General features: G+C 67.3%; 13 protein-coding genes. 5 read left to right on the top strand and 8 right to left on the bottom strand.

What is annotated here, in order from left to right; all coding sequences use genetic code 11:
- Nucleotides 1-69 precede the first annotated feature (69 nt).
- Together BTH_RS04895 and BTH_RS04900 are read right to left on the bottom strand one after the other, a co-directional pair.
- Nucleotides 70-2,391 (bottom strand): nitric-oxide reductase large subunit, encoded by a 2,322-nt coding sequence (locus BTH_RS04895; protein ID WP_009896334.1) that lies wholly within the window; start codon nt 2,389-2,391, stop codon nt 70-72.
- Between the two features lie 602 nt (nt 2,392-2,993).
- Nucleotides 2,994-3,770, bottom strand: a complete 777-nt coding sequence (locus BTH_RS04900; protein WP_009896336.1) for a TetR/AcrR family transcriptional regulator — start codon at nt 3,768-3,770, stop codon at nt 2,994-2,996.
- A gap of 204 nt (nt 3,771-3,974) precedes the next feature.
- Between BTH_RS04900 and BTH_RS04905 the strand changes: the two genes are divergently transcribed.
- The 5 genes from BTH_RS04905 (at nt 3,975) to BTH_RS04925 (ending at nt 10,987) form a co-directional block, all read left to right on the top strand.
- Nucleotides 3,975-5,156, top strand: coding sequence for an isovaleryl-CoA dehydrogenase (locus tag BTH_RS04905; RefSeq protein WP_009896337.1), 1,182 nt, complete (start codon nt 3,975-3,977; stop codon nt 5,154-5,156).
- A gap of 22 nt (nt 5,157-5,178) precedes the next feature.
- Nucleotides 5,179-6,786: a carboxyl transferase domain-containing protein gene (locus tag BTH_RS04910; RefSeq protein WP_009896339.1), complete on the top strand. Its 1,608-nt coding sequence runs from the start codon at nt 5,179-5,181 to the stop codon at nt 6,784-6,786.
- 20 nt (nt 6,787-6,806) lie between these two features.
- A complete protein-coding gene (locus BTH_RS04915) occupies nt 6,807-7,592 on the top strand; it encodes an enoyl-CoA hydratase/isomerase family protein (RefSeq protein ID WP_009896341.1) in 786 nt (261 codons plus the stop codon).
- Nucleotides 7,593-7,715: 123 nt separating this feature from the next.
- Complete coding sequence (locus BTH_RS04920) at nt 7,716-9,716, top strand: acetyl-CoA carboxylase biotin carboxylase subunit (RefSeq protein WP_009896344.1); 2,001 nt, start codon at nt 7,716-7,718, stop codon at nt 9,714-9,716.
- 128 nt (nt 9,717-9,844) lie between these two features.
- Entirely contained in the window at nt 9,845-10,987 is a 1,143-nt protein-coding gene (locus tag BTH_RS04925; protein WP_009896345.1) for a DUF2827 domain-containing protein, read from the top strand.
- Between the two features lie 165 nt (nt 10,988-11,152).
- Here the strand turns inward: BTH_RS04925 and BTH_RS04930 are convergent, their stop codons facing one another.
- From BTH_RS04930 to BTH_RS33215, 6 genes are all read right to left on the bottom strand, one after another.
- Nucleotides 11,153-12,301, bottom strand: coding sequence for a DUF2827 domain-containing protein (locus BTH_RS04930; RefSeq protein ID WP_009896347.1), 1,149 nt, complete (start codon nt 12,299-12,301; stop codon nt 11,153-11,155).
- A gap of 20 nt (nt 12,302-12,321) precedes the next feature.
- Nucleotides 12,322-13,476, bottom strand: a complete 1,155-nt coding sequence (locus BTH_RS04935) for a DUF2827 domain-containing protein (protein ID WP_009896349.1) — start codon at nt 13,474-13,476, stop codon at nt 12,322-12,324.
- A gap of 79 nt (nt 13,477-13,555) precedes the next feature.
- The gene (locus BTH_RS34290) at nt 13,556-14,197 is read right to left on the bottom strand and encodes a hypothetical protein (RefSeq protein WP_009896351.1); all 642 of its coding nucleotides are present in this window, start codon (nt 14,195-14,197) and stop codon (nt 13,556-13,558) included.
- A gap of 111 nt (nt 14,198-14,308) precedes the next feature.
- Nucleotides 14,309-16,105, bottom strand: a complete 1,797-nt coding sequence (locus BTH_RS04945) for a tetratricopeptide repeat protein (protein WP_009896353.1) — start codon at nt 16,103-16,105, stop codon at nt 14,309-14,311.
- 437 nt (nt 16,106-16,542) lie between these two features.
- A complete protein-coding gene (locus tag BTH_RS04950) occupies nt 16,543-16,863 on the bottom strand; it encodes a hypothetical protein (RefSeq protein WP_009896354.1) in 321 nt (106 codons plus the stop codon).
- A gap of 152 nt (nt 16,864-17,015) precedes the next feature.
- A complete protein-coding gene (locus BTH_RS33215; RefSeq protein ID WP_011401085.1) occupies nt 17,016-23,093 on the bottom strand; it encodes an ESPR-type extended signal peptide-containing protein in 6,078 nt (2,025 codons plus the stop codon).
- Nucleotides 23,094-23,541: the final 448 nt, after the last annotated feature.

Genomic DNA, 23,541 nt, shown 5'->3' on the forward strand with positions numbered 1-23,541 from the left:
GCCCGCACGCGGCTTGCCGCCGCCCGCTCGCTTCGATGGCCTTCTCGCCGGACGCCGGCGATCGGGGCGTCATATGGAGCGCTTCTCGCCGCGCTGCCGCGCCGCCCGATCCGCCACGGCGGGGAACATGGGCGCAAGCTTGAGGATGAAGTCGAACGCCATCAGCAGCGCCGCGAGGGCGAACGGCACGTCGCCGACGAAACGCAGCCATTGCCACAAGACGGTCGTATCGTAGAACTCGAGGCTGCGCGCATAGGCGAGGCCGTGGTCGTAGACCGCGTTGAGTTGCTGCCAGCCGACCGGAAAGAAGTTGAGGGCGATCCAGAGAACGAGCCCCGCGTTGTATAGCCAAAAGGCCCAGAGGCCGAGCTTCTCGTTGAATCTCGACTGCTCCGCTGCGGCGTATCGCAGGCAGAAATAGATCAATCCGATCGCGAGCAGGCCGAACGCGCCGAACAGCGACGTGTGAGCGTGATTCAACGTGAGGAAGGTGCCGTGCTCATAGTAGTTGACGAGCGGCGCGTTGAGCGTGCCTCCGCCGAATACGCCCGCTCCCACGAAGTTCCAGAACGCGGAGCCCAGCACGTACGTGTATGCGAGACCGTAGCGGAATTGATGCTGTTTCCGAATCAGGCTGTGATGCTCCATCGCGTCGAGAATGAGCAGCACCAGCGGCAGCACCTCGATGAAGGAGAACATGCTGCCGACGGGAACCCACATGCCCGGGCCGCCGACCCAGTAGATATGGTGGCCGGTGCCGAGCACCCCGCCGAGGAAGATCAGGATGAGTTCGAGATACACGGATCGCTCCGCGAGTTGCCGCGACACGAGCCCGAGTCCCATCAGCAGATAGGCGCTGATGGCGGCGGCGAAGAACTCGAAAGACTGCTCGACCCAAAGATGCACGACCCACCAGCGCCAGAAGTCGGTGATCGTGAAGGAGGGGTGCACGCCGAAAAGCGGGATCATGCCGAAGGCGTACAGAAGCGCGATATTGGTCGTGGATGCCCAGATGAGGTGCTCCAATCGGATGCGTCCCGTCCAGAACTGCCGCGCGGCTTGCCTGATCGCGTCGAGGCCGGGCCACAATCCGCGAAGGATCAGCACGCTCCAGAATACAAGGCCCGCGAAAAAGCCGATCTGCCAGAAACGTCCGAGCTCGAGATACGAAAGCCCCTGATTGCCGAACCAGAACCATCCGTCTTCGATCACGCCCATGATGCCGAGATAGTCGCCGATGAGCGCGCCGGCGACGATGATGACGGTGGCCCAGAACAGCAAGTCGACAAGCGGCCCCTGGCCGCGTGCTTCCTTGCCGCTGATCGCGGGCGCGAGAAACAGCCCGGCGCCGATCCACGATAATCCGATCCACACAATGGGCGCTTGAATATGGATGCTGCGCAAGAAATTGAACGGCAGCGCGTCGTCGAAGCGAATGCCGTAAAAGCTCGTGCGATCCGTGTAATAGTGCCCGAGGATCGCGCCGGCCGCGATCTGAAGGAGCAGCACCGCCGCGACGACCAGAAAGTACTTGCCGACCTTCCGCTGGCTGTGCGTCAGCGCGCGGAACTGCACGAGGGTAGGGTCCAGGGTGCCGAGATCGTCCACCCGGATGTAGCGGTGGTACACGAACAGGACGATCCCGAAGCAGAGAAAGGTGAAGCAATAGCTCGCCCACGTCCATCCGAACGTGCTCGTGGTCGGCGCGTTGCCGACGAGCGGCTCATAAGGCCAGTTCTGCGTCCAGGAGACCTCGCTGTCCGGCCGGCGGGCGACTGTCGTCAGCGCCGAATAGAGAATGAAATCGGCGGTCTTGGCCGCATTGCCTTCGTCGAGGCTGTAGGCCTGCGTCCATCCCTTGATGAAATCGTGATGAGTGAGTTGTTGTGAAATCTCCGCCCGGAGTGTGCGGATCGCGCGAGCGACTTCGGCGGAAACGGGAGCGTTCGTCAGGGACAGGTCGATGCCTTTGAGTTGTTGGCGCATCGCTGCTTGAACCGAGTTCCGGCTATCCGGATCGAGCGCTGCAAGTGGTTTGCCGAAGCGGGATAATGCGATGTTGTCACTCGTGAGCCGGCCGAGATGCAATAGATACGCCGCCGTGTAATCCTCGCCGAAGTAAGAGCCCATGCCGTAAATGCTGCCGTAGTCCATCAGATCGGCACGTTGAAACGCTGATTTCCCATCCGTGATGTCGCGCGCCGTCATGACGACGCTGCCGTCGGGCGCGATCAGCCGCTCCGGCTGCGGCGGCGCGGTCCGATAGGTGACGACGGTGGCCCACGCCAGCAAAGCGAACGTCAGGATGGCAATGATGAGAAGCGTCCATTTGAGGACGTCGCTCACACGATCGACTTCCCTGCGCTGAAGGACCGTTTCGCTCGTATTCATCTGCTTCTCCTTGCGTTGACCGTTCGCGGGCTGGCGCCGTGTCGCGCGAGGCAAATGGCAATGGGGCGCTGGAGTGACGCCGGACGCATCGTCGGTCCGGTGGATACGTGTGCAAATCGGCTTCCTGGCACTATGGGTTTTTCTTTCGGCCGAGAGCCATTCGTTCAAAGCGTAGTACATCCGACGCAAGCACAACAAGCTCGCGCCAAGCTCGCGCGGGACAGTAAAGCGCTTGTGCGATCGGCCGCTCCGCCCGCATATGGCGGGGCATTAAACGCTCGAGAACCGCTTGCGGGCGCGGCGGCGCCGGCGCGCGAAGCATCGCGGTCGAATGGCTGCCGAACCGGATTGCTGAATGGTCGCGATCGGAATTTCGAGTGGGGCTTTCCGGAGGAGAGCGACTCCCGCATGTTCGATGCGAAAGCCGTTCAACCCGGTGAGATCAAGCGCCGCCGCGCGATGCGGCTTGGGGAAAGCGCGATTAGTCGGCCGCGTCGCGTACCGGTTTCGGCGGGCGGCGTCCGGCGCGCGCAACGCCGGAGTTCGCGGCGAGCCGGCATGCCGTACCCCGGGACGCGCGGCCCGCCGTCGGCGCGTTGCCGCTACGCCGGCTTGCCCGCGTTGCGGTTCGCCGCGGACTCGGACGGCGCGTGCGCGCACGCTTCGTCGAGCCGCCGCATCGCGTCCGCGACGTCGCTGCGAAAGCGCACGAGCGCCGCGTTTTCCGGCGCGGGCGGCTGCAGCCCCGTCCACAATAGATCGATCAGTTGCTCGGCCGTCGTCTCGGTGTCCAGCTTCCTATGGCCGAGGATCGCGTCCCACAGCACGTGCTCGATCGGCCCGAACACCATCGAGCGCAGCAGGCTGAGCGGCACGTCGGCGCGCACCTGTCCCGTCGCCTGTCCGTGCGCGAGCACGTCCATCAGCGGCGCCGTGTAGCGGCGCTGCAATGCCGTCAGCTCGTCGGCGAGCGCGTGCTGCTTCGCGCGCCCCTCGGAGAGCACGAGCGCGCAAAGGCCCGTGCCGTTCACGAGCATCAGCCGCAGGTGCGTGCGCACGATGAACGCGAATTGCTGCCGCACCGAGGCGTCGCGCGGCATGCCGGTCTCGAACGCGTCGACGATTTCGTCGTACCAATCGGCGATCACGCGCGCGCACAGCTCCCGCTTGCCGCGAAAGTAGCTGAACACCGTCGCCTCCGATACGCCGACGCGTTGCGCGATTTCCGCCGCGGTCGCGTGCTCGTAGCCTTTTTCCGCGAAGACCTCGCGCCCCGCGCGCAGGATGTCCTGCACGCGCTGCTGCGACTTGCGGCCGGCGGGCGCGCGCGATGCATCCGCGCGGTCGGCTTTCTGGCCGGCTTTCTGAGTGGCGGTCATAGGGGCTGCCCTGCGGCGTCGGGCGTCGTTGCGATGTGTCCGATCATAACTGAGTGTCGCTCAAAAAACTATTGACGCTCGTGCGTATCAAGCGCGAAACTAGCGGGAATTTCCGCAGCATACGGCAATGAATCGGCGGATGTGCAGATTTGAGCGCGACTCAATAATCGGCGCTTCCACGGACTTCCTGGAGACGGAGGAGACATGAGCAACCTGCCCGGCGTGAACTTCATGCTCGGTGAAGACATCGAGATGCTGCGCGATTCGATCGCGCATTTCGCCGCGAAGGAAATCGCGCCGCGCGCGGCCGAGGTCGATCGCACCGACCAGTTCCCGATGGACCTGTGGCGCAAGTTCGGCGAGCTGGGCGTGCTCGGGATGACGGTCGCCGAGGAGTACGGCGGCGCGAATCTCGGCTACACCGCGCACATGGTCGCGATGGAGGAGATCTCGCGCGCGTCGGCGTCGGTTGGGCTGTCGTATGGCGCGCATTCGAATCTGTGCGTGAACCAGATCCATCGCAACGGCACCGATGCTCAAAAGCGCAAGTATCTGCCGAAGCTGATCTCCGGCGAGCACATCGGCGCGCTCGCGATGAGCGAGCCGAACGCGGGCTCCGACGTCGTCAGCATGAAGCTGCGCGCGGACCGGCGGGGGAGCCGCTTCGTGCTGAACGGCACGAAGATGTGGATCACGAACGGTCCGGACTGCGACACGCTCGTCGTCTATGCGAAGACCGAGCCCGAGGCCGGCGCGCGTGGCATCACCGCGTTCATCGTCGAAAAGGGGATGAAGGGTTTCTCGGTCGCGCAGAAGCTCGACAAGCTCGGCATGCGCGGCTCGCACACGGGCGAGCTCGTGTTCGAGGACGTCGAGGTGCCCGAAGAGAACATCCTCGGCGAGCTGAACGGCGGCGTGAAGGTGCTGATGAGCGGCCTCGACTACGAGCGCGCGGTGCTCGCGGGCGGCCCGACGGGCATCATGGCCGCGTGTCTCGACGCGGTTGTGCCGTACGTCCACGACCGCAAGCAGTTCGGCCAGCCGATCGGCGAATTCCAGCTGATCCAGGGCAAGATCGCCGACATGTATACGACGTTCCAGGCGTGCCGCGCGTACCTGTACGCGGTCGGCCGGCATCTCGATTCGGCGGGCAGCGCTCACGTGCGCCACGCGCGAAAGGACTGCGCGGGCGTGATCCTCCACACCGCGGAGAAGGCGACGTGGATGGCGGGCGAGGCGATCCAGATTCTCGGCGGCAACGGCTACATCAACGAATATCCGGTCGGACGCCTGTGGCGCGACGCGAAGCTCTACGAGATCGGCGCCGGCACGAGCGAGATCCGCCGGATGCTGATCGGCCGCGAGCTGTTCGCGGAAACGGCCTGACCCTGCGCGCGGAGCCCACGCGATGCCGATCATCGAATCCAAGCTGAACCCGCGTTCCGACGAATTCCGCGCGAACGCCGCGGCGCTCGAGGCGCTCGTCGCCGACCTGCGCGAGAAAATCGACCGGCTCGCGCTCGGCGGCGGACAGGCCGCGCGCGACAAGCATCTGTCGCGCGGCAAGCTGCTGCCGCGCGAGCGGATCGCGCAACTGCTCGATCCGGGCACGCCGTTCCTCGAGCTGTCGCAGCTCGCCGCGTACGGGATGTACAACGACGACGCGCCGGGCGCGGGCATCGTCACGGGCATCGGCAGGATCGCCGGCCGCGAGTGCGTGATCGTCTGCAACGACGCGACGGTCAAGGGCGGCACCTATTATCCGATCACCGTGAAAAAGCACGTGCGCGCGCAGGAGATCGCGGCCGAGAACCGGCTGCCGTGCGTGTACCTCGTCGATTCGGGCGGCGCGAACCTGCCGAATCAGGACGACGTGTTTCCGGACCGCGACCACTTCGGCCGGATCTTCTTCAATCAGGCGAACCTGTCGGCCGCGGGCATCGCGCAGATCGCGGTCGTGATGGGTTCGTGCACCGCGGGCGGCGCGTACGTGCCCGCGATGAGCGACGAGTCGATCATCGTCAGGAATCAAGGCACGATCTTTCTCGGCGGCCCGCCGCTCGTGAAGGCCGCGACAGGCGAGGAAGTGAGCGCCGAGGATCTCGGCGGCGGCGACGTGCACACGCGCCTGTCTGGCGTCGCCGATCATCTCGCGCAGAACGACGCGCACGCGCTCGCGATCGCGCGCACGATCGTCGGCAACCTGGGCGCGCGCAGCGGCGCGTCGCTCGCGATGCGCGAGCCGCTGCCGCCGCGCTACGACGCGAAGAGCCTGTACGGCGTGATTCCCTTCGATACGAGAAAGCCGTTCGACGTGCGCGAGGTGATCGCGCGCATCGTCGACGATTCGGCGTTCGACGAATTCAAGGCGCGCTACGGCACGACGCTCGTCACGGGCTTCGCGCACATCTGGGGGCACCCGGTCGGCATCGTCGCGAACAACGGCATCCTGTTCTCCGAGTCGGCGACGAAGGGCGCGCACTTCATCGAGCTGTGCTGCCAGCGCAAGATTCCGCTCGTGTTCCTGCAGAACATCACGGGCTTCATGGTCGGGCGCAAGTACGAGAACGAGGGCATCGCGCGCCACGGCGCGAAGATGGTGACGGCCGTGTCCACCGCGAAGGTGCCGAAGTTCACGGTGATCATCGGCGGCTCGTTCGGCGCGGGCAACTACGGAATGTGCGGCCGCGCGTTCGGCCCGCGCTTCCTGTGGATGTGGCCGAACGCGCGGATTTCGGTGATGGGCGGGGAGCAGGCGGCGTCCGTGCTCGCGACCGTGCGCCGCGACGGGATCGAGGCGAAGGGCGGCGAATGGTCGGCGCAGGACGAGGAGGCGTTCAAGCAGCCGATTCGCGACCAGTACGAGCGCCAGGGCCATCCGTATTACGCGAGCGCGCGCTTGTGGGACGACGGCGTGATCGACCCCGCGCAGACGCGCGACGTGCTGGGCCTCGCGCTTGCCGCCGCGATGAACGCGCCGATCGAGGACACGCGCTTCGGCGTGTTCCGGATGTGACGCACGCCAAGGAGGCGACGATGCGCTACGAAACGATCGAAGTGACCGACGACGGCCGCGTCGCGACCGTCACGCTCGCACGCCCCGACGTGCGCAACGCGTTCAACGAGACGATGATCGCCGAGCTGACGACCGCGTTCGACCGCATCGACGCGCATCCGTCGCTGCGCGCGGTCGTGCTCGCCGCGCAGGGCCCCGCGTTTTGCGCGGGCGCGGACCTGAACTGGATGAAGAGGATGGCGGGCTTCTCCGACGACGAGAACCGCGCCGACGCGCGCCGGCTCGCGCGCATGCTCGAGGCGATCTACCGTTGCGCGAAGCCCGTGATCGCGCGCGTGCACGGCGATGCGTACGCGGGCGGCGTCGGGCTCGTCGCCGCGTGCGACATCGCGCTGGCCGCCGAGGACGTGAAGTTTTGCCTGTCCGAGGCGCGTCTCGGGCTGATTCCGGCCACGATCGCGCCGTACGTCGTGCGCGCGATGGGCGAGCGCGCCGCGCGCCGCTATTTCGCGACGGCCGAGGCGTTCGACTGCGCGAAGGCCGCGCAGCTCGGCTTCGTGCACGAGCGCGTGCCGGCCGGCGCGCTCGACGCGAGCGTCGCGAAGCTCGCCGATGCGCTGTGCGCGAACGGCCCGCAGGCGGTGCGCGCGTGCAAGGCGCTCGTGCGCGACGTCGCGGGCCGCGCGCTCGAGCCCGCGCTGATCGAGCAGACCGCCGACTGGATCGCGAAGGCGCGCGCGGGCGCGGAGGCGCGCGAAGGCATCGCGTCGTTTCTCGAGAAGCGCACGCCGTCGTGGCGCGCGTGATTTCGTCGCGCCGGCCGGCCGCCGCGCTTCGTCGCGGCGCGTCGCGACGGCCATGACGAAGCGCGCCGCGCGGCCCGCGCGCCGAACCGAATCCGTTATCGACTTCCCGTTTCCTGACCCATCATGTTCGACAAGATCCTGATCGCCAATCGCGGCGAAATCGCCTGCCGGGTCGCCGCGACCTGCCGACGCCTCGGCATCGCGAGCGTCGCGGTCTATTCGGACGCCGACGCGCACGCGAAGCACGTTGCCGCATGCGGCGAGGCCGTGCACATCGGCGGCGCGGCGGCCGCCGACAGCTACCTGCGGATCGCGCGCATCATCGACGCCGCGCGCGCGACCGGCGCGCAGGCGATTCACCCGGGCTACGGATTCCTGTCCGAGAACGAAGACTTCGCGCGCGCGTGCGAGGACGCGGGGATCGTGTTCGTCGGCCCGCCCGTCGAGGCGATCGCCGCGATGGGCTCGAAGGCCGCCGCGAAGGCGCTGATGCACGCGGCTGCGGTGCCGCTCGTGCCCGGTTATCACGGCGACGATCAAAGCCCCGAATTGCTGCGGCGCGAGGCGGACCGCATCGGTTATCCGGTGCTGCTGAAGGCGAGCGCGGGCGGCGGCGGCAAGGGAATGCGGGTGGTCGAGCACGCGGCCGACTTCGCGGCGGCGCTCGCGTCGTGCCAGCGCGAGGCGGCGGCGAGCTTCGGCAACGATCGCGTGCTGATCGAGAAATACCTGCAGCGGCCGCGCCACGTCGAAGTGCAGGTGTTCGGCGACACGTACGGCAATGCGGTCTATCTGTTCGACCGCGATTGCTCGGTGCAGCGCCGCCACCAGAAGGTGCTCGAGGAAGCGCCCGCGCCGGGCCTCGCCGACGAGCTTCGGCAGGCGATGGGCGAGGCGGCCGTCGCGGCCGCGCGCGCGGTCGGCTACGTCGGCGCGGGCACCGTCGAATTCATCATGACGGGCGACGCGTTCTACTTCATGGAGATGAACACCCGCCTGCAGGTCGAGCATCCGGTGACGGAGATGGTGACGGGGCTCGACCTCGTCGAATGGCAACTGCGCGTCGCGGCGGGCGAGCCGCTGCCGCTCACGCAGCCGGAGCTGCACGTGCGCGGGCACGCGATCGAGGCGCGCCTGTACGCGGAGAATCCGGCGCGCGGCTTCCTGCCCTCGACGGGGCGCCTCAAGCACCTGCGTTTTCCGGCCGGCGTCGAGTTCGATACCGGCGCGGCCGTGCGAATCGACAGCGGCGTGCGCGAGGGCGACGCGATCACGCCGTTCTACGATCCGATGATCGCGAAGCTGATCGTTCACGGCGACACGCGTGCGCAGGCGCTCGCGACGCTCGGCCGCGCGCTGCGCGAATGCGAGGTGGTCGGCCTGCATACGAATGCGGAGTTCCTGCAGCGGATCGTCGCGAGCCGGCCGTTCGCCGACGCGGATCTCGATACCGGGCTGATCGAGCGCCACCGCGATGCGCTGTTCGCGCCGCAGCCGGCGCCCGCGGCGACGCTCGGCCTCGCGTGCGCGGCGCTGCTCGCGCGCGAGCAGGCAAGCGCGGGCGCGGGCGGCGCGGCGTCGCCGTGGGCCGCGCTGCCGAACTGGCGGCTGAACGCCGGCTACCGGCGCACGATCGCCTGGCGCGCGCTCGAAGACGACGCGACGCTCGAGGTCCGCTACCTGGACCGTGGCGGCGCGCAGTCGCTCGAAGCGGGCGGCGTCGCGAAGCCGTTCGTGTGGTCGCGCGGCGCGGGGCCGCTCGATTTCGACGTGACGCTGGGCGGCGTGCGCGCGAGCGGGCGCGTGCATGTGGACGGCGACATGTTCCACGTGTTCTGCCAAGGCGTCGCGCGCGCGTTCGAGTGGCGCAACCTGCTCGCGCACGCGGCCGATTCGACGGAAGGCGAGGGCCGGCTCACCGCGCCGATGCCGGGCAAGGTGATCGCGGTGCTCGTCGAGCCGGGGCAGAAGGTCGAGCAGGGCGATCCGCTCATCGTGATGGAGGCGATGAAGATGGAGCACACGATCGGCGCGCCCGCGGCGGGCGTCGTCGGCGAGGTGCTGTACGCGGTCGGCGATCAGGTTGCGGACGGCGCGCAATTGCTCGTGATGACGCAGGCTTGAGCGGCGCGCTCGCACGTTAACGATATCTGACAGTCCGGTGACGGGATGTCCGCTAGACTCGGATCATGGTGCGAGCGGCGGCGCCGCACGTGCGCTACACTGCGTAATCCCCTTCCCTCCGGCATGCAATGACATCCCCTGTCGATTTGAACGGCCTGCGCATCGGTATCACGATCGGTCTGCGCGAGCCGAACGAGAGCCTTTGGATCAACGGCATCAAGCAGAACGCGTTGTTTCTCGCGAAGCTGCTGATGAAATCGTCGCGCGGCTATCGGGTGACGATCGTCAACACGACCGACGTGCCGATCACCGACGCGCTGCCGTGGGACCGCCGGATCTTCGATACCCGGTCGTTCATCGACGTCAAGGATTCGCTCGACGTGCTGATCGAGCTCGGCGGCCAGATCGACGGCGAGCAGACCGCTTACCTGAAGGCGCGCGGCGTGAAGCTCGTCAGCTACTGCTGCGGCTTCGAGTACATCCACGCGACGCAGTCGATCCTGTTCGGCCGCCGGATGTGGGATACGCTCTTCATCAACCGCGGCTACGACGAGATCTGGGCGATTCCGCAGATCGCGCCGTCGTCGCTGCCGTTCCTGCAATCGCTGCGGCGCAGCCCGGGGCGCGTCGTGCCGTTCGTCTGGGACCCGATGTTTCTGACCGAGCGCACGCGCCTGCTGCGCGAGCGCGGCGAGTACCGGCCGAGCGGCAAGCGCGCGAAGCGGCTCACGGTGATGGAGCCGAATCACGACGTCGTCAAGTTCTGCGTGTATCCGATGCTGATCATCGACGAAGCGTACCGGCGCGATCCGGACGCGATCGGGTTCGCGCACGTGACGAACGCCGAGCGGCTCGCGCACGAGAGCCCCGAATTCGTGATGCTGATGAACTATCTGGAGATCGTGCGCGCGAGCAAGGCGAGCTTCGTCGGCCGTTTCGATACGCCGACGTTCCTCGCCGAGCATACGGACGTCGTCGTGTCGCATCAGTGGGAAAACCCGCTCAACTACTTCTATTTCGACGTTTGCTGGCAGGGCTATCCGCTTGTCCACAACGCGCATCTCGTGCCGGACATCGGCTACTACTATCCGGACAACGACGTGCAGGCGGGCACGGACGTGCTGATGCGCGTGCTGCGCGAGCACGACGACGACTGGGAAGGTTACGCGGCGCGGCAGCGCAGCCTGCTGCGCCGCTATACGTCGAAGAATCCGACGCTCGTCGCCGAATACGACACGCTGCTCGCGAATCTCGTCAACGACGGGCGCTGAGGTGTCGCGCGCGCCGGCCGGCGTCGCGCGCCTTGGTCTGCCTTGTTGCCCTGTTGCCTGGCGAGGGCGGGCGTCACGCCTTGCTGCTGCCGCGGCGCATCGAGTGACGAACTTGTTCAGGCGACCTCCCGGGCGAGGTAGGGGCACGCGACGTGCGCGGCCGGCTTACCGGTACAGCGCGGCGATCGCCTCCGTATAGGCGGTGACGTTCTCCGGGTTGTAGATGCTGACCGAATCCAGAACGTGCCGCGACTGCTCGCGATACGCGTCGAGGTTCGCGTCGTGCTCGCGGAACGCCTTCAGCAACTGGCGGCCGCCTTCCTGGCAGTCGAAATCCGGGTAGAAATAGCCGGCTCGGCCGAGATACGGCGAGTTGTGGACGAGCGGATAGTCGCCGTACAGCAGCTCGTAGTACAGATAGTTCTGCGCGTTTTCCCACGTGTGCGACACGACCGCGTCTCCGTAAGCGGCCATGAACTCGTAGACCGCGAAGCGTCCCTCGAACGTCGTGAGCCCGTGGTCGACGATGTCGAGGCTGCGCGCGAAGTGGACGAACGTCGTGTGCTCCTTCATGTGCAGCGTGTTGCACACGCGCACGAATTCGACGAAATCCGGCTGCGCGCGATACGCCTCCTCGGCGACGAGCATCGGAATGATGCTCGTCTTCACCATGCAGATGTTCGGCTCGAACATCGTCACGCGCCAGCGCGGCTTGCCCGGCTTGTAGCCGAATTCGAGTCCCGGGCCGAGCGTCGCGCGGGCCTTGTCGAACAGCAGCGGGTGCCAGATGTGCGGCACGATCGTCACCGGGCTGCGCAGCCCCGATTCGAGATAGTGCCCGCACGAGTGCTCGAATTCGGGAATCGTCCACACGCCGTCGTAGCGCGCGCCCGAGAACAGGAAGCCGGACGGCTTGTCGAAGATCGCGCGCTCGATGTCGATCACGTAGTCGTTGCCGACGCGCATCGTCACGACCTTGCCGCCGCGCCGCTGATACTCGGCGATCCAGCCGGCGTTGAACTGCGCGCTCATCTCGATCAGCACGTCGCAGCGCGTCATCGCCTCGTCCATCGAGATGAGCGGCACGTTCCATTCGCCGAGCATCAGCTGCGGATCGGCGTCGCTCGTGCCGCCGTTGACCATCACCGCTTCGGCGACGAGCGGCGACTGGCGCAGCAGCAGCACGAGCAGCAGGCAGTTCTGGAAGATGCCGTTCTCCCACAGCGACTGGCCGGCGCCGCGCACGAACAGCGACACGCCGACGACGACGCGCTTGCCGCCGTTCGGCACGTCACGGGCGGTGGTTTCGGACATGCGTATTTCTCCGGAAAAGCTCAGGCGGACAGACGCGCGACGTACGCGTCGAGGTTGTTGCGATTGTCGATCGAGACTTCGCGCAGCAGCGCGTCGGCGCGGCGGCGATAGTCGTCGAGATGCGCGTCGTGATGGCGCCACGCGTGCAGCAGCGCGCGGCCGCCCGCCGCGGAATCGAACTCCGGGTAGTAGTAGCCGGCGTCGCCGAGCAGCGGCGAATTGTGCACGAGCGGGTAGCCGCCGTACAGCACGTCGTAGTACAGGTAGTTCTGCGGGTTTTCCCACTGATGCGAGATCACCGCGTCGCCGTGCCGCGCGAGGAACGACGGCAGATCGATGCGCGGCTCGAAGGTCGCCTTGTGCTCGCGCACGAGATCGAGACTGTTCGCGAAGTGGACGAACGTCGCGTGCTCCTTCATGTGCAGCGAGTTCACGACGAACAGGTGCTCGACCGCGTCGGGTTGCGCGCGGTAGAACTCGTCGGCGGCGAGCATCGGATAATGGCTCGTCTTCACGACCGAGATGTTCGGCTCGAGGATCGACAGCCGCCACTTCGCGCGGCCCGGCGCATAGCCGAAGCGCAGGCCCTCGGCCTCGAGCTGGCGCACGCGGCGCTCGATGAAGTACGGCGACCAGATGTGCGGCACGACGTGCACCGGCGCGCGCGCGAGCGTGCGCAGCAGCGGCGCGTCGATCTTCTCCGATTTCGGCAGGACCCACACTTCGTCGAACGGCCCGCCGTTGAAGATGTGCCCCGACGGCCGGTTGAACATCGGCGTCTCGCAAAGCCCGCTGTACGTGTGGCCGACGAAGCAGGCGACGAGCTTCTTGCCGAGCGCCTTCATGTACTTGAGCCAGTCGACGGGCAGTTGCGCGCCCATCTCGATCACGACGTCGAGCGCGTGCGACACGTCGCGCGGCTGCACGAGCGGCACGTCGAGACCGCCGAGATCGAGGCCGGCGGGCAACGCCTTCGCGTCGCCGCCGTTCAGGAAGTAGACCGGACCGATCCGGTCCGACTGCTTGAGCATCATCGCGAGGAACGCAATGTTCTGATGAATGCCGTTTTCCCAGATCGCCTGGCCGTCGCGGGCGAAGAGCGAGATGCCGACGGCGAGGCGCCTGCCGGGCGCGTCACGCGGCCCGGCTGACGAAGAGCGGATTGAATCGATCACCAGCTATATCCATATCCTGCATCGAGGGTCTTGTTCTGCTTCGACACGCCGATGCCCAGTTTGAGAATGCCGTTGGTTGTCACGTGCGCGCTCGGCCGAACGCCATCCACGACTGACCTGCGAAGCAGGCGACGCCGACGGCGACGTTGATCGTCTTGCCTGGCTCGACCTGCGTCAGGATCGTCAGTGCGGTGGCGGCGGCGATGCCCTGACGGGCCATCGAATCGGTCCGCTGCAACGCTGGCTGAGTCTGGGGCAACGGCGAGCCCAGACTGTTGATCCGGGTCTGCTGGCCCGTCAGCGATTGTGACATAGAAGTGGGCAGTGCATTCAACGGGTTGACGTTGACCGCGCCGGTGCCTTCGGTGTCGGCGGCGACGTTCGTGCTCGCCGGCAGCGAGTGGATCACGTTGTTCGCGCTGTTGGCGATCGTCGTCGACAGCCCGGTGGACAGCGAATTGACGCCGCTTTGCGCGGTGCTGATGCTCGACGAAGCGACGGTCGAAAGCGAGGTGAGCGAGTTGTTCGCGCTGCTGAGGCCGCTGGACAGGTTGCAGTTCGCGCACATCACCGAGTTCGATTGCGCGAACGCGGCGGGCGGCGCGAGCCGGCCCAGGCGGAACGTCGCCGGCGCGGCGAGCGAGAGGCTGCGCAGCCGCGCCCGGATCGGACGTTCGGAAGCCGTCGCGGCGGCCGAGCGCGCCGCGGACGTCGCGTGCAAGCGGCGGCGCCGCGAAGCCTGGCGCGCGGGCGAAGGCGGCGCGCATCGAGCGGGCGGCATCTCTTCGCGGCGCGACCGGCCCGGGCGGCGCGGCGCGCCTTTGCCGCGCCGCTACGGGCGCGCGGCCGCGAGCGCGGCCAACTCGTCGCGCACGCTGTCGAGCACCGGCGTCCAGTCGCGATACCGGGTTTGCCGGCGGAGCCGGATCGAGTCGTACCACGGGCTGTCCTCGCGATCGATCATCCAGACCCAGTGCGGATTGACGTCGAGCAGCAGCCGCGTCGGCCGGCCGAGCGCGCCCGCGAGGTGCGCGACCGACGTGCAGACGGTGACGACGAGGTCGAGGTTCGACAGATACGCGGCCGTGTCGTCGAAGCTCGACAACTCGGCCGTATGGTCGATCACCTCGAGGCCCGCCGCGCGCATCGTCGCGACGTCGGTCGCGCCGTCGATCTGCAGGCTGTGGAATGTGACGCCCGCCATGTCGCGCCATGCGTGCGCGCAGGCCGCCGGGTCCAGCGCGCGCAGCGGGTTGCGCTGGTGCGTGCGGCTGCCGCTCCAGACGAGCCCGACGCGCAGCGGGCCGCCGGCGGGCAACCGCGCCGCCCATTGCGCGGCGCGCGCCGGGTCCGCGCGCAGATAGCCGCTCGCGGACGGGATCGTGTCCGGCCGCACGCCGAGCATCAGCGGCGCGCTGCCGACGGGCAGGTGATGGTCGTACGCGGGCAGTTGCGGCGCGTCGTGCCGTACGATGCGCATCGGCGTGCCGGCGAAGCTGCGCGCGAAGAGCGGCTCGAGGCCCGCGAAGCACGCGAAGACGACTTGCGCGCCGGCGCACGTCGCCTGCTCGGCGACGATCGGTGCGAAGCGCGCGAACTGCAGTGCGTCGCCGAAGCCCTGTTCGCCCCACAGCATCAGTGTCTTGCCGGCGAGCGGCTCGCCGCGCCACTGCTGCTGCGGCGACGGACGCGGGCGATCGCCCAGCTCGCGCGAGCCATTCCACCGCGCCTCGTGGTTCGCCCAGCCGTGCTCGTAATCGCCGTGCAGCAATTGCAGCATCGCGAGCGACCACTGCATGACGGGATCGTCCGGTGCGCTGCGGTGCGCGTGCGCCGCAGCCGCGAGCGCGTCCGGCCAGCGCCGCAGCTCTTTCAGCGCGTTCGCGCGCGCGAGTTGCGCAATCGCGTAGTTCGGCCCGAGCGCGCATGCTCGCTCGCCCGCGATCAGCGCGCGCGCCGGCTCGCGCAGCGCGAGCCACGCATTCGAGCAGTTGCACCATGCCATCTGGCTGTCCGGCTCCGCGCGGATCGCCGCTTCGGCGTCCGCGAGCGCGTTCCGGTGCATTCCCATCTGATAGTGAAGCGCGGCGAGATTGTTGCGCAACATCGGATAGGCGGGATCGAGCGCGTCCGCGCGCCGGTACGCGTCGGCCGCCGCCGCGTATTCGCCCGCGTAGTGGTGCGTGAGGCCGAGCAGGAACCACGATTGCGCCTCGTTCGGCGCGCGCTCGCACAGCGCCTGCGCAACCGGGCGGGCGAGCGCGTGGCGATGAGTCTGGTGCAGCAGCTCGATCCACTCCGCGAGCCAGCCCGTCGCGGCAGGATCGGCGCGATGCGCGGCGTCGAATGCGGCATGCGCGCGCTCGGCCTGTCCGGCGAGCCGGTCGAGACGCGCGCGCTCGACCCACGCGCATGCGCGCGGGGGCGTCGCGGCGAGCGCCGGCTCCAGCGCGGCCGCCGCTTCGTCGAAGCGGCCGAGCAGGCGCAGCCAGTGCGCGCGGCAGGCGAGCGCGTCGGCGGAGGCGGGCTCGGCCGCGCGCCATGCGTCGATCGCGGCGGCGGCGGCGATCAGTTCGCCGCGCGAGAGTTGCGTCTGGATATCGGCGAAACGATCGGGATGGGCGGACATGTCGTGCGTTCTGGGAATCGGTGAGGAACGGCCGGCCGCCGACTCGGGAGACGGTCGAGGCCGGGCGTTTCGAGATTCGAACGATATCGCAATTTCCCGCAGGATCGAAGCGCGAGCGGAGCCGGCGGAACGAGGCTCGGCGAGAGGGGGCGGGGCCGGGGCGAGGAGGGAGCGGCGGCGCATCGAAGTTCGATCGAACCGGGATCGGAATGGAGGTCCGGTTGGAATCGGCGCCGGCGCGGAATCGAACGCGGACACGGAATCGAACGCGGATGGCCGGGCGACTCGCGGCCGGTCGGGCGCTGGCCGCGGCGACTGCATCAACGGCGGCCCGTCGCCCGGCGTCAGGGCGATTGCGCGCGTCGATCGACGCGCGCGGCACCGGTTGCGGCCCGCGCGCGGCGTTGCGCCGCGCCTGCCGCGCGGACTGCCCCGGCTTACTGATCCGACGGCGCGACGTTTTGCGTCGCCGCGCAGTCGAACGTGAGGCTCGACGGCTCGCTGCGCCGGCCGTCGCCGCGATAGTCGGCGGCGCGCTCGAGCGTCTCGACGGCGCGATCGCCGCACACGCGCGCGGCAATCTTCGTGCACGTGTCGTACTTCCCGAAAACGCCGCCGCATGCGACGCGATAGGCGTTCGGATGATCGGGCAGGCTCGTTTGCGTCACCGTGTACGTCGGCCCGCTCGACGCGCTGCATCCTGCGAGTGCGGCGAACGCGGCGAGCGTCGTCAATCCCATTGCTGCGATGTGCTTCATCGTGTTTCTCCAAGCTGGTGTGGAAACGACGCACGCGAATCGGGCGCGTTCGCCGTTCCGGGCGGCCCGCGCCGGCCACGGCGGCGCGGCGCGGGCGGCGCGGGCCGGCTGCGCCGCGGAACGTTCCCCGTCGCCGCGCCGGCCCGTCGTCGTTACTTCCACTGATAGAGCATGCCTGCGCCGATCACCTTCTGATTGCCGGAGAAGCCGCCGTTGATCGACGCCTTCAGGTTCTCGGTGATGCGCGCCTGCATGCCGACCGCGATCGCCTTCTGGCCGAGGAATGACGACGTGCCGACGCCCATCGCGAAGTTCGAGTCGCGGTCCATGTGCGGAATCGACGCCATCGCCGCGACCGCCGCGATCCCCTGGCGGGCCATCGTGTCGGTCTGCTGCAGTTGCTGCTGCGTCTGGTTCAGCTGCGAGCCGAGATTGTTGATCTGCGTTTGCTGGTTCGACAGCGATTGCGTCATCGAAGTCGACACGGCATTGAGCTGATTGACGTTGACCGCGTCGGTGCCTTCGGTGCCGGCCGCGACGTTCGTGATCTGGCGTTGCTGCGTGTCGCTGCCGACCGACACGACGTTCGAGCGGCCGCCGTCGGTCGAGCCCGAGCCGATCGCGACCGAGTTCGAGCCGGCCGTGACCGACGGCGTGGCCGCCTTCGGCGCGCTCATGTCGGCGGCGACGCCGGTGCTCGCGGGCAGCGACTGGATCACGTTGTTCGTGATCGACGTCGACAGCGACGTGATCTGCGTGTTGATGTTGGTCACGCTCGTCGACAGCGACGCGACGGTGCTGTTGGTCGAGGACAGGCCGGTGGACAGCGAGCCGATGCCGGTTGAGGTGGACGTGGACAGCGACGCGACGGTGCTGTTGGTCGAGGACAGGCCGGTGGACAGCGAGCCGATGCTGGTCGAGGTCGACGTGGACAGCGACGCGAGATTGCTGTTGGTCGAGGACAGGCCGGTGGACAGCGAACCGATGGCGGTCGAAGTCGACGTGGACAGCGACGCGAGATTGCTGTTCGTCGTGTTCAGGCCGGTCGACAGCGACGCGACGTTGCTGTTGGTCGCATAGAGCTGGCTGCCGTTGACGGCGTCGGTGCTGGTCGCGGAGATGCGGCCGGCGGCGACGTTCGTGACCTGGCGTTCCGCGCCCGGCGCGCCGACGCTGAACACGCCGACGGGCGCGCTGCCCGCGAAGCCGCCGAACGTGAGGCCGCCGACGGTCGCCGACGCGACGGGCACGGCCGCCGACGTCGTCGCGCCGTTGCCGATCGCGACCGAGTTGTCGATGTTCGCGACCGCGTTCGGGCCGATCGCGACGCTGTTCGCGCCGGTCGCGACGCTGTCCGGATCGGTCGAGTTCGCGTGGAAGTACTTGATCCCGTTCGCGTTGATGCTGTCGATCGCGGAGCCGACGCTGGTGTTGGCGGTGGTCGTGCCGTTCGCGTTGTAAGTCGTGTACGACGGCGCGGAGATCGTGCCGGTGGCCGGATCGTACGTCGCGCCGCCGCCGAGCGCCGCGGCGGTGCTGTTGCCGAGGTTCGTCGTGTTCGTCGTGATCGAGCTGATGCTGGTGGACAGCGAGCCGATGCCGGTCGAAGTCGACGTGGACAGCGACGCGACGGTGCTGTTGGTCGAGGACAGGCCGGTGGACAGCGAGCCGATGCCGGTCGAGGTGGAAGTCGACAGCGAAGCGAGATTGCTGTTGGTCGAGGACAGGCCGGTGGACAGCGAGCCGATGCCGGTCGAGGTGGACGTGGACAGCGACGCGACGGTGCTGTTGGTCGAGGACAGGCCGGTGGACAGCGAGCCGATGCCGGTCGAGGTGGAAGTCGACAGCGAAGCGATCGAGCTATTCGCCGAGCTCAGGCCGGTCGAGGTGGACGTGGACAGCGACGCAACGGTGCTGTTGGTCGTGGACAGGCCGGTCGAGAGCGAGCCGATACCGGTCGACGTGGAAGTCGAGAGCGAAGCGATCGAGCTATTCGCCGAGCTCAGACCGGTCGAGGTCGACGTGGACAGCGACGCAACGGTGCTGTTGGTCGTGGACAGGCCGGTCGAGAGCGAGCCGATACCGGTCGACGTGGAAGTCGACAGCGAGGCGATCGAGCTATTCGCCGAGCTCAGGCCAGTTGAGGTCGACGTGGAGAGCGACGCGACAGTGCTATCGGTCGTGGAGAGCCCCGTCGAGAGCGAGCCGATACCGGTCGACGTGGAAGTCGAGAGCGAGGCAATCGAGCTGTTGGCCGAGCTCAGGCCGGTCGAGGTCGACGTGGAGAGCGACGCGACAGTGCTATCGGTCGTGGAGAGACCCGTCGACAACGAGCCGATGCCGGTCGAGGTGGAAGTCGACAGCGAAGCGATCGAGCTATTCGCCGAGCTCAGGCCTGTCGAGGTGGACGTGGACAGCGACGCAACGGTGCTGTTGGTCGTGGACAGGCCGGTCGAGAGCGAGCCGATACCGGTCGACGTGGAAGTCGAGAGCGAGGCAATCGAGCTGTTGGCCGAGCTCAGGCCGGTCGAGGTCGACGTGGAGAGCGACGCGACAGTGCTATCGGTCGTGGAGAGACCCGTCGACAACGAGCCGATGCCGGTCGAGGTGGAAGTCGACAGCGAAGCGATCGAGCTATTCGCCGAGCTCAGGCCGGTCGAGGTCGACGTGGAGAGCGACGCGACAGTGCTATCGGTCGTGGAGAGCCCCGTCGAGAGCGAGCCGATACCGGTCGACGTGGAAGTCGACAGCGAGGCGATCGAGCTATTCGCCGAGCTCAGGCCAGTTGAGGTCGACGTGGAGAGCGACGCGACGGTGCTGTCGGTCGTGGACAGGCCGGTCGAGAGCGAGCCGATGCCGGTCGAGGTGGAAGTCGACAGCGAAGCGATCGAGCTATTCGCCGAGCTCAGGCCAGTCGAGGTCGACGTGGACAGCGACGCGACGGTGCTATCGGTCGTGGACAGGCCCGTCGAGAGCGAGCCGATGCCGGTCGACGTGGAAGTCGACAGCGAAGCGATCGAGCTATTCGCCGAGCTCAGGCCAGTTGAGGTCGACGTGGAGAGCGACGCGACAGTGCTATCGGTCGTGGAGAGCCCCGTCGAGAGCGAGCCGATACCGGTCGAGGTGGAAGTCGACAGCGAAGCGATCGAGCTATTCGCCGAGCTCAGACCGGTCGAGGTCGACGTGGACAGCGACGCAACGGTGCTGTCGGTCGTGGAGAGCCCGGTCGAGAGCGAGCCGATACCGGTCGAGGTGGAAGTCGACAGCGAGGCGATCGAGCTATTCGCCGAGCTCAGGCCGGTCGAGGTCGACGTGGAGAGCGACGCGACAGTGCTATCGGTCGTGGAGAGCCCGGTCGAGAGCGAGCCGATACCGGTCGAGGTGGAAGTCGACAGCGAGGCGATCGAGCTATTCGCCGAGCTCAGGCCAGTTGAGGTCGACGTGGAGAGCGACGCGACGGTGCTGTCGGTCGTGGACAGGCCGGTCGAGAGCGAGCCGATGCCGGTCGACGTGGAAGTCGACAGCGAAGTGATCGAGCTGTTGGCCGACGACAATCCGGTCGACAGCGACGAAATCGAGCTCGAGGCCGAGTCGAGCTTCGAAGCCACGGCGTAGAGCTGGCTGCCGTTGATCGCATCGGTGCTGTTTGCGGTGACCTGGCCCGCGGCGACGTTGGTGATCTGGCGTTCCGCGCCCGGCGCGCCGACGCTTACGACACCCGCGGGCGCGCTGCCCGCGAACGTGCCGAGCGTGGTCGAGCCGACCGTCGCGCTGCTGGTGGGAACGGCGGCGGCCGTCACCGAGTTCGCGCCGAGCGCGACCGAGTTCGCCGTGGCGGCCGTCGCGCCCGTGCCGATCGCGACGGCGTCCGTGCCCGTCGCGACGCTGTCCGGGCCCGTCGAGTTCGCGTGGAAGTACTTGATCCCGTTCGCGTTGATGCTGTCGATCGCGGAGCCGACGCTGGTGTTGGCGGTGGTCGTGCCGTTCGCGTTGTAAGTCGTGTACGACGGCGCGGAGATCGTGCCGGTGGCCGGATCGTACGTCGCGCCGCCGCCGAGCGCCGCGGCGGTGCTGTTGCCGAGATTGTTGGTCGTCGTCGCGACGGTCGACAGGCCGGTCGAGAGCGAGCCGATGCCGGTCGACGTGGAAGTCGACAGCGAAGCGATCGAGCTGTTGGCCGAGCTCAGGCCGGTCGAGGCGGACGTCGAAAGCGAAGCGACGGAGCTGTTGGTGGTCGACAGGCCGGTGGACAGCGAATTGATGCCGCTTTGCGCGGTGCTGATGCCCGACGAGGCGGAGGTCGACAGCGAGGTGAGCGAGCTGTTCGTGCTGCTGAGACCGCTGGACAGCGACGTGACGTTGCTGTTGGTGGTCGACAGGCCGGTCGAGAGCGAGCCGATGCCGGTCGACGTGGAAGTCGAAAGCGAAGCGATCGAGCTGTTGGCCGAGCTCAGGCCGGTCGAGGCGGACGTCGACAGCGAAGCGACGGAGCTGTTGGTGGTCGACAGGCCGGTGGACAGCGAATTGACGCTGCTTTGCGCGGTGCTGATGCCCGACGAGGCGGAGGTCGACAGCGAGGTGAGCGAGCTGTTCGTGCTGCTGAGACCGCTGGACAGCGACGTGACGTTGCTGTTGGTGGTCGACAGGCCGGTCGAGAGCGAGCCGATGCTGGTCGATGTGGAAGTCGACAGCGAAGCGATCGAGCTGTTGGCCGAGCTCAGGCCGGTCGAGGCGGACGTCGACAGCGAAGCGACGGAGCTGTTGGTGGTCGACAGGCCGGTGGACAGCGAATTGACGCCGCTTTGCGCGGTGCTGATGCCCGACGAAGCGGAGGTCGACAGCGAGGTGAGCGAGCTGTTCGTGCTGCTGAGACCGCTGGACAGCGATGTGACGTTGCTGTTGGTGGTCGACAAGCCGGTCGAGAGCGAGCCGATGCCGGTCGATGTGGAAGTCGACAGCGAAGCGATCGAGCTGTTGGCCGAGCTCAGGCCGGTCGATGTGGAAGTCGACAGCGAAGCGATCGAGCTGTTGGCCGAGCTCAGGCCGGTCGAGGCGGACGTCGAAAGCGAAGCGACGGAGCTGTTGGTGGTCGACAGGCCGGTCGACAGCGAACTGATACCCGTCGACGCCGACGTCGACAGGCTCGCGATGCTGCTTGCCGTCGTGCTCATGCCGGTGCTCAGTTGCGAGACCGTCACCGCGTCCTGCGGCGCCGAGCCGTCGGCGACGTTCGTGATGCGGCGCAGGGCGGTCGCGCTGCCGACCGACACTTCGGACAGCGGCGCCGCCGTGCCCGTCAGATAGCCGGTGCCGGTGGGCGCGCTCGCGCCCGTCTTGCTGCCTTGGCCGATCGCGACGCTGTTCGCGTATGCGGCGGTGCTCGATGCGCCGATGGCGGTCGTGTTCGAGGCGGCGGCGCTGGCCTGGTAGCCGATCGCGAGCGCGTTCGTGCTGTTTGCCGCAACCGTTGCGCTGTCGCCGAGCGCGATGCCGTTCGTGCTGCTCGTGCCGACCGTCGCCGCGCGGCCGATCGCGACGCCCGACTGCGCCGCCGAGCTCGATTGGCCGCCGAGCGCGATCGAGTCCTGCGCGGTCGCCTGCGCCCCCTTCGTTGCGTTGCTGCCGATTGCGATCGCGCCTGCGCCGGATGCGATCGTCGAGTTCGCGTACGAGAGCGGCGTCGTGCCGTTGCCGCCCGCGCCGCCAATGGCAACGGAGTTCAGCGCGCTGGCGGTGCTGCCGAAGCCGAGCGCGGTCGCGGCGGTGCCGCTCGCGGTCGTTTCGAGGCCGGCCGCCGTGCCCCACAGCGCAGCCGAGCTGAGAAAGCCCATCGCGGTGCCGCCGGTGTTGGTGACTTGCGCGAACGCGCCGTAGACCGTCGCCGCGAGCTGATTGTTGCCGCTCGAGTTACAGCCGGAGACGGTCGAGTAGGTGCCCGATCCATCGACGGGGTAGGCGTTCGTATTGCCCGTCGTCGTGCGGCCGGCGGTTGCGTTGCCGCTGCTCGACGTGCAGGACTGCACCGTGAACTGGCCGAACGCGTTGACGCTGCCGGGGATCATGGTATTGGCGCTCGCGAGCGACGGGACGCCGATGACCAGCGCGGCGGCGACGGCGACAGCGGCGGCCACGACCGATTTGTTCGGCTTGCCGCGAGCCGAGTCGAGTTCCGAAGCGGCGACCCACGCGCCAAGTGCTTCATTCCAGATAGAGCGGTACGAGCGATTCATACGAAAACGGCCTCCGAGGGCTGCGCAACACGGTCGTGTTATTTGTCTGGCCTGATGGCCCGTGATCGCGCTGATTAATTTGGTATGCGGAGTCTATTTGATTGGTCTTTATTGGACTTAAAAGAATTGCAAAATTAATTGTTGAAAATGGTTAAAAATATTTTGAGACAGGAATATCGAAGTTGGTTAATTTTTGTTAATTTAATAGATATTACGATTGATCTGAGGGGGCGCCCGGTCTGTCATCGGTCCGTGTAGCAAGGGGTGTGGCGAAGTGGTGGGCCGCTGGGTGTGGTAGGTGATTGATGGATGAGACTGCGGTATCACGTAAAACGTTTGCGCCGCCCACTTTTCTTTCTGTTTGTAATGTTGTTGGTTTTGATGTCGGGCGGATCGCTCTTGATGATTTGTTAATGAATTAATTGACGTATTTAATCGGTGGCTATTT

The organism is Burkholderia thailandensis E264, assembly GCF_000012365.1.
Taxonomy (GTDB): domain Bacteria; phylum Pseudomonadota; class Gammaproteobacteria; order Burkholderiales; family Burkholderiaceae; genus Burkholderia; species Burkholderia thailandensis.

Excerpts from the sequence above, each read along its gene's own strand:
- BTH_RS04895 (WP_009896334.1), bottom strand. The coding sequence starts at position 2,391 with ATGAATACGAGCGAAACGGTCCTTCAGCGCAGGGAAGTCGATCGTGTG.
- BTH_RS04900 (WP_009896336.1), bottom strand. The coding sequence starts at position 3,770 with ATGACCGCCACTCAGAAAGCCGGCCAGAAAGCCGACCGCGCGGATGCA.
- BTH_RS04905 (WP_009896337.1), top strand. The coding sequence starts at position 3,975 with ATGAGCAACCTGCCCGGCGTGAACTTCATGCTCGGTGAAGACATCGAG.
- BTH_RS04910 (WP_009896339.1), top strand. The coding sequence starts at position 5,179 with ATGCCGATCATCGAATCCAAGCTGAACCCGCGTTCCGACGAATTCCGC.
- BTH_RS04915 (WP_009896341.1), top strand. The coding sequence starts at position 6,807 with ATGCGCTACGAAACGATCGAAGTGACCGACGACGGCCGCGTCGCGACC.
- BTH_RS04920 (WP_009896344.1), top strand. The coding sequence starts at position 7,716 with ATGTTCGACAAGATCCTGATCGCCAATCGCGGCGAAATCGCCTGCCGG.
- BTH_RS04925 (WP_009896345.1), top strand. The coding sequence starts at position 9,845 with ATGACATCCCCTGTCGATTTGAACGGCCTGCGCATCGGTATCACGATC.
- BTH_RS04930 (WP_009896347.1), bottom strand. The coding sequence starts at position 12,301 with ATGTCCGAAACCACCGCCCGTGACGTGCCGAACGGCGGCAAGCGCGTC.
- BTH_RS04945 (WP_009896353.1), bottom strand. The coding sequence starts at position 16,105 with ATGTCCGCCCATCCCGATCGTTTCGCCGATATCCAGACGCAACTCTCG.
- BTH_RS04950 (WP_009896354.1), bottom strand. The coding sequence starts at position 16,863 with ATGAAGCACATCGCAGCAATGGGATTGACGACGCTCGCCGCGTTCGCC.
- BTH_RS33215 (WP_011401085.1), bottom strand. The coding sequence starts at position 23,093 with ATGAATCGCTCGTACCGCTCTATCTGGAATGAAGCACTTGGCGCGTGG.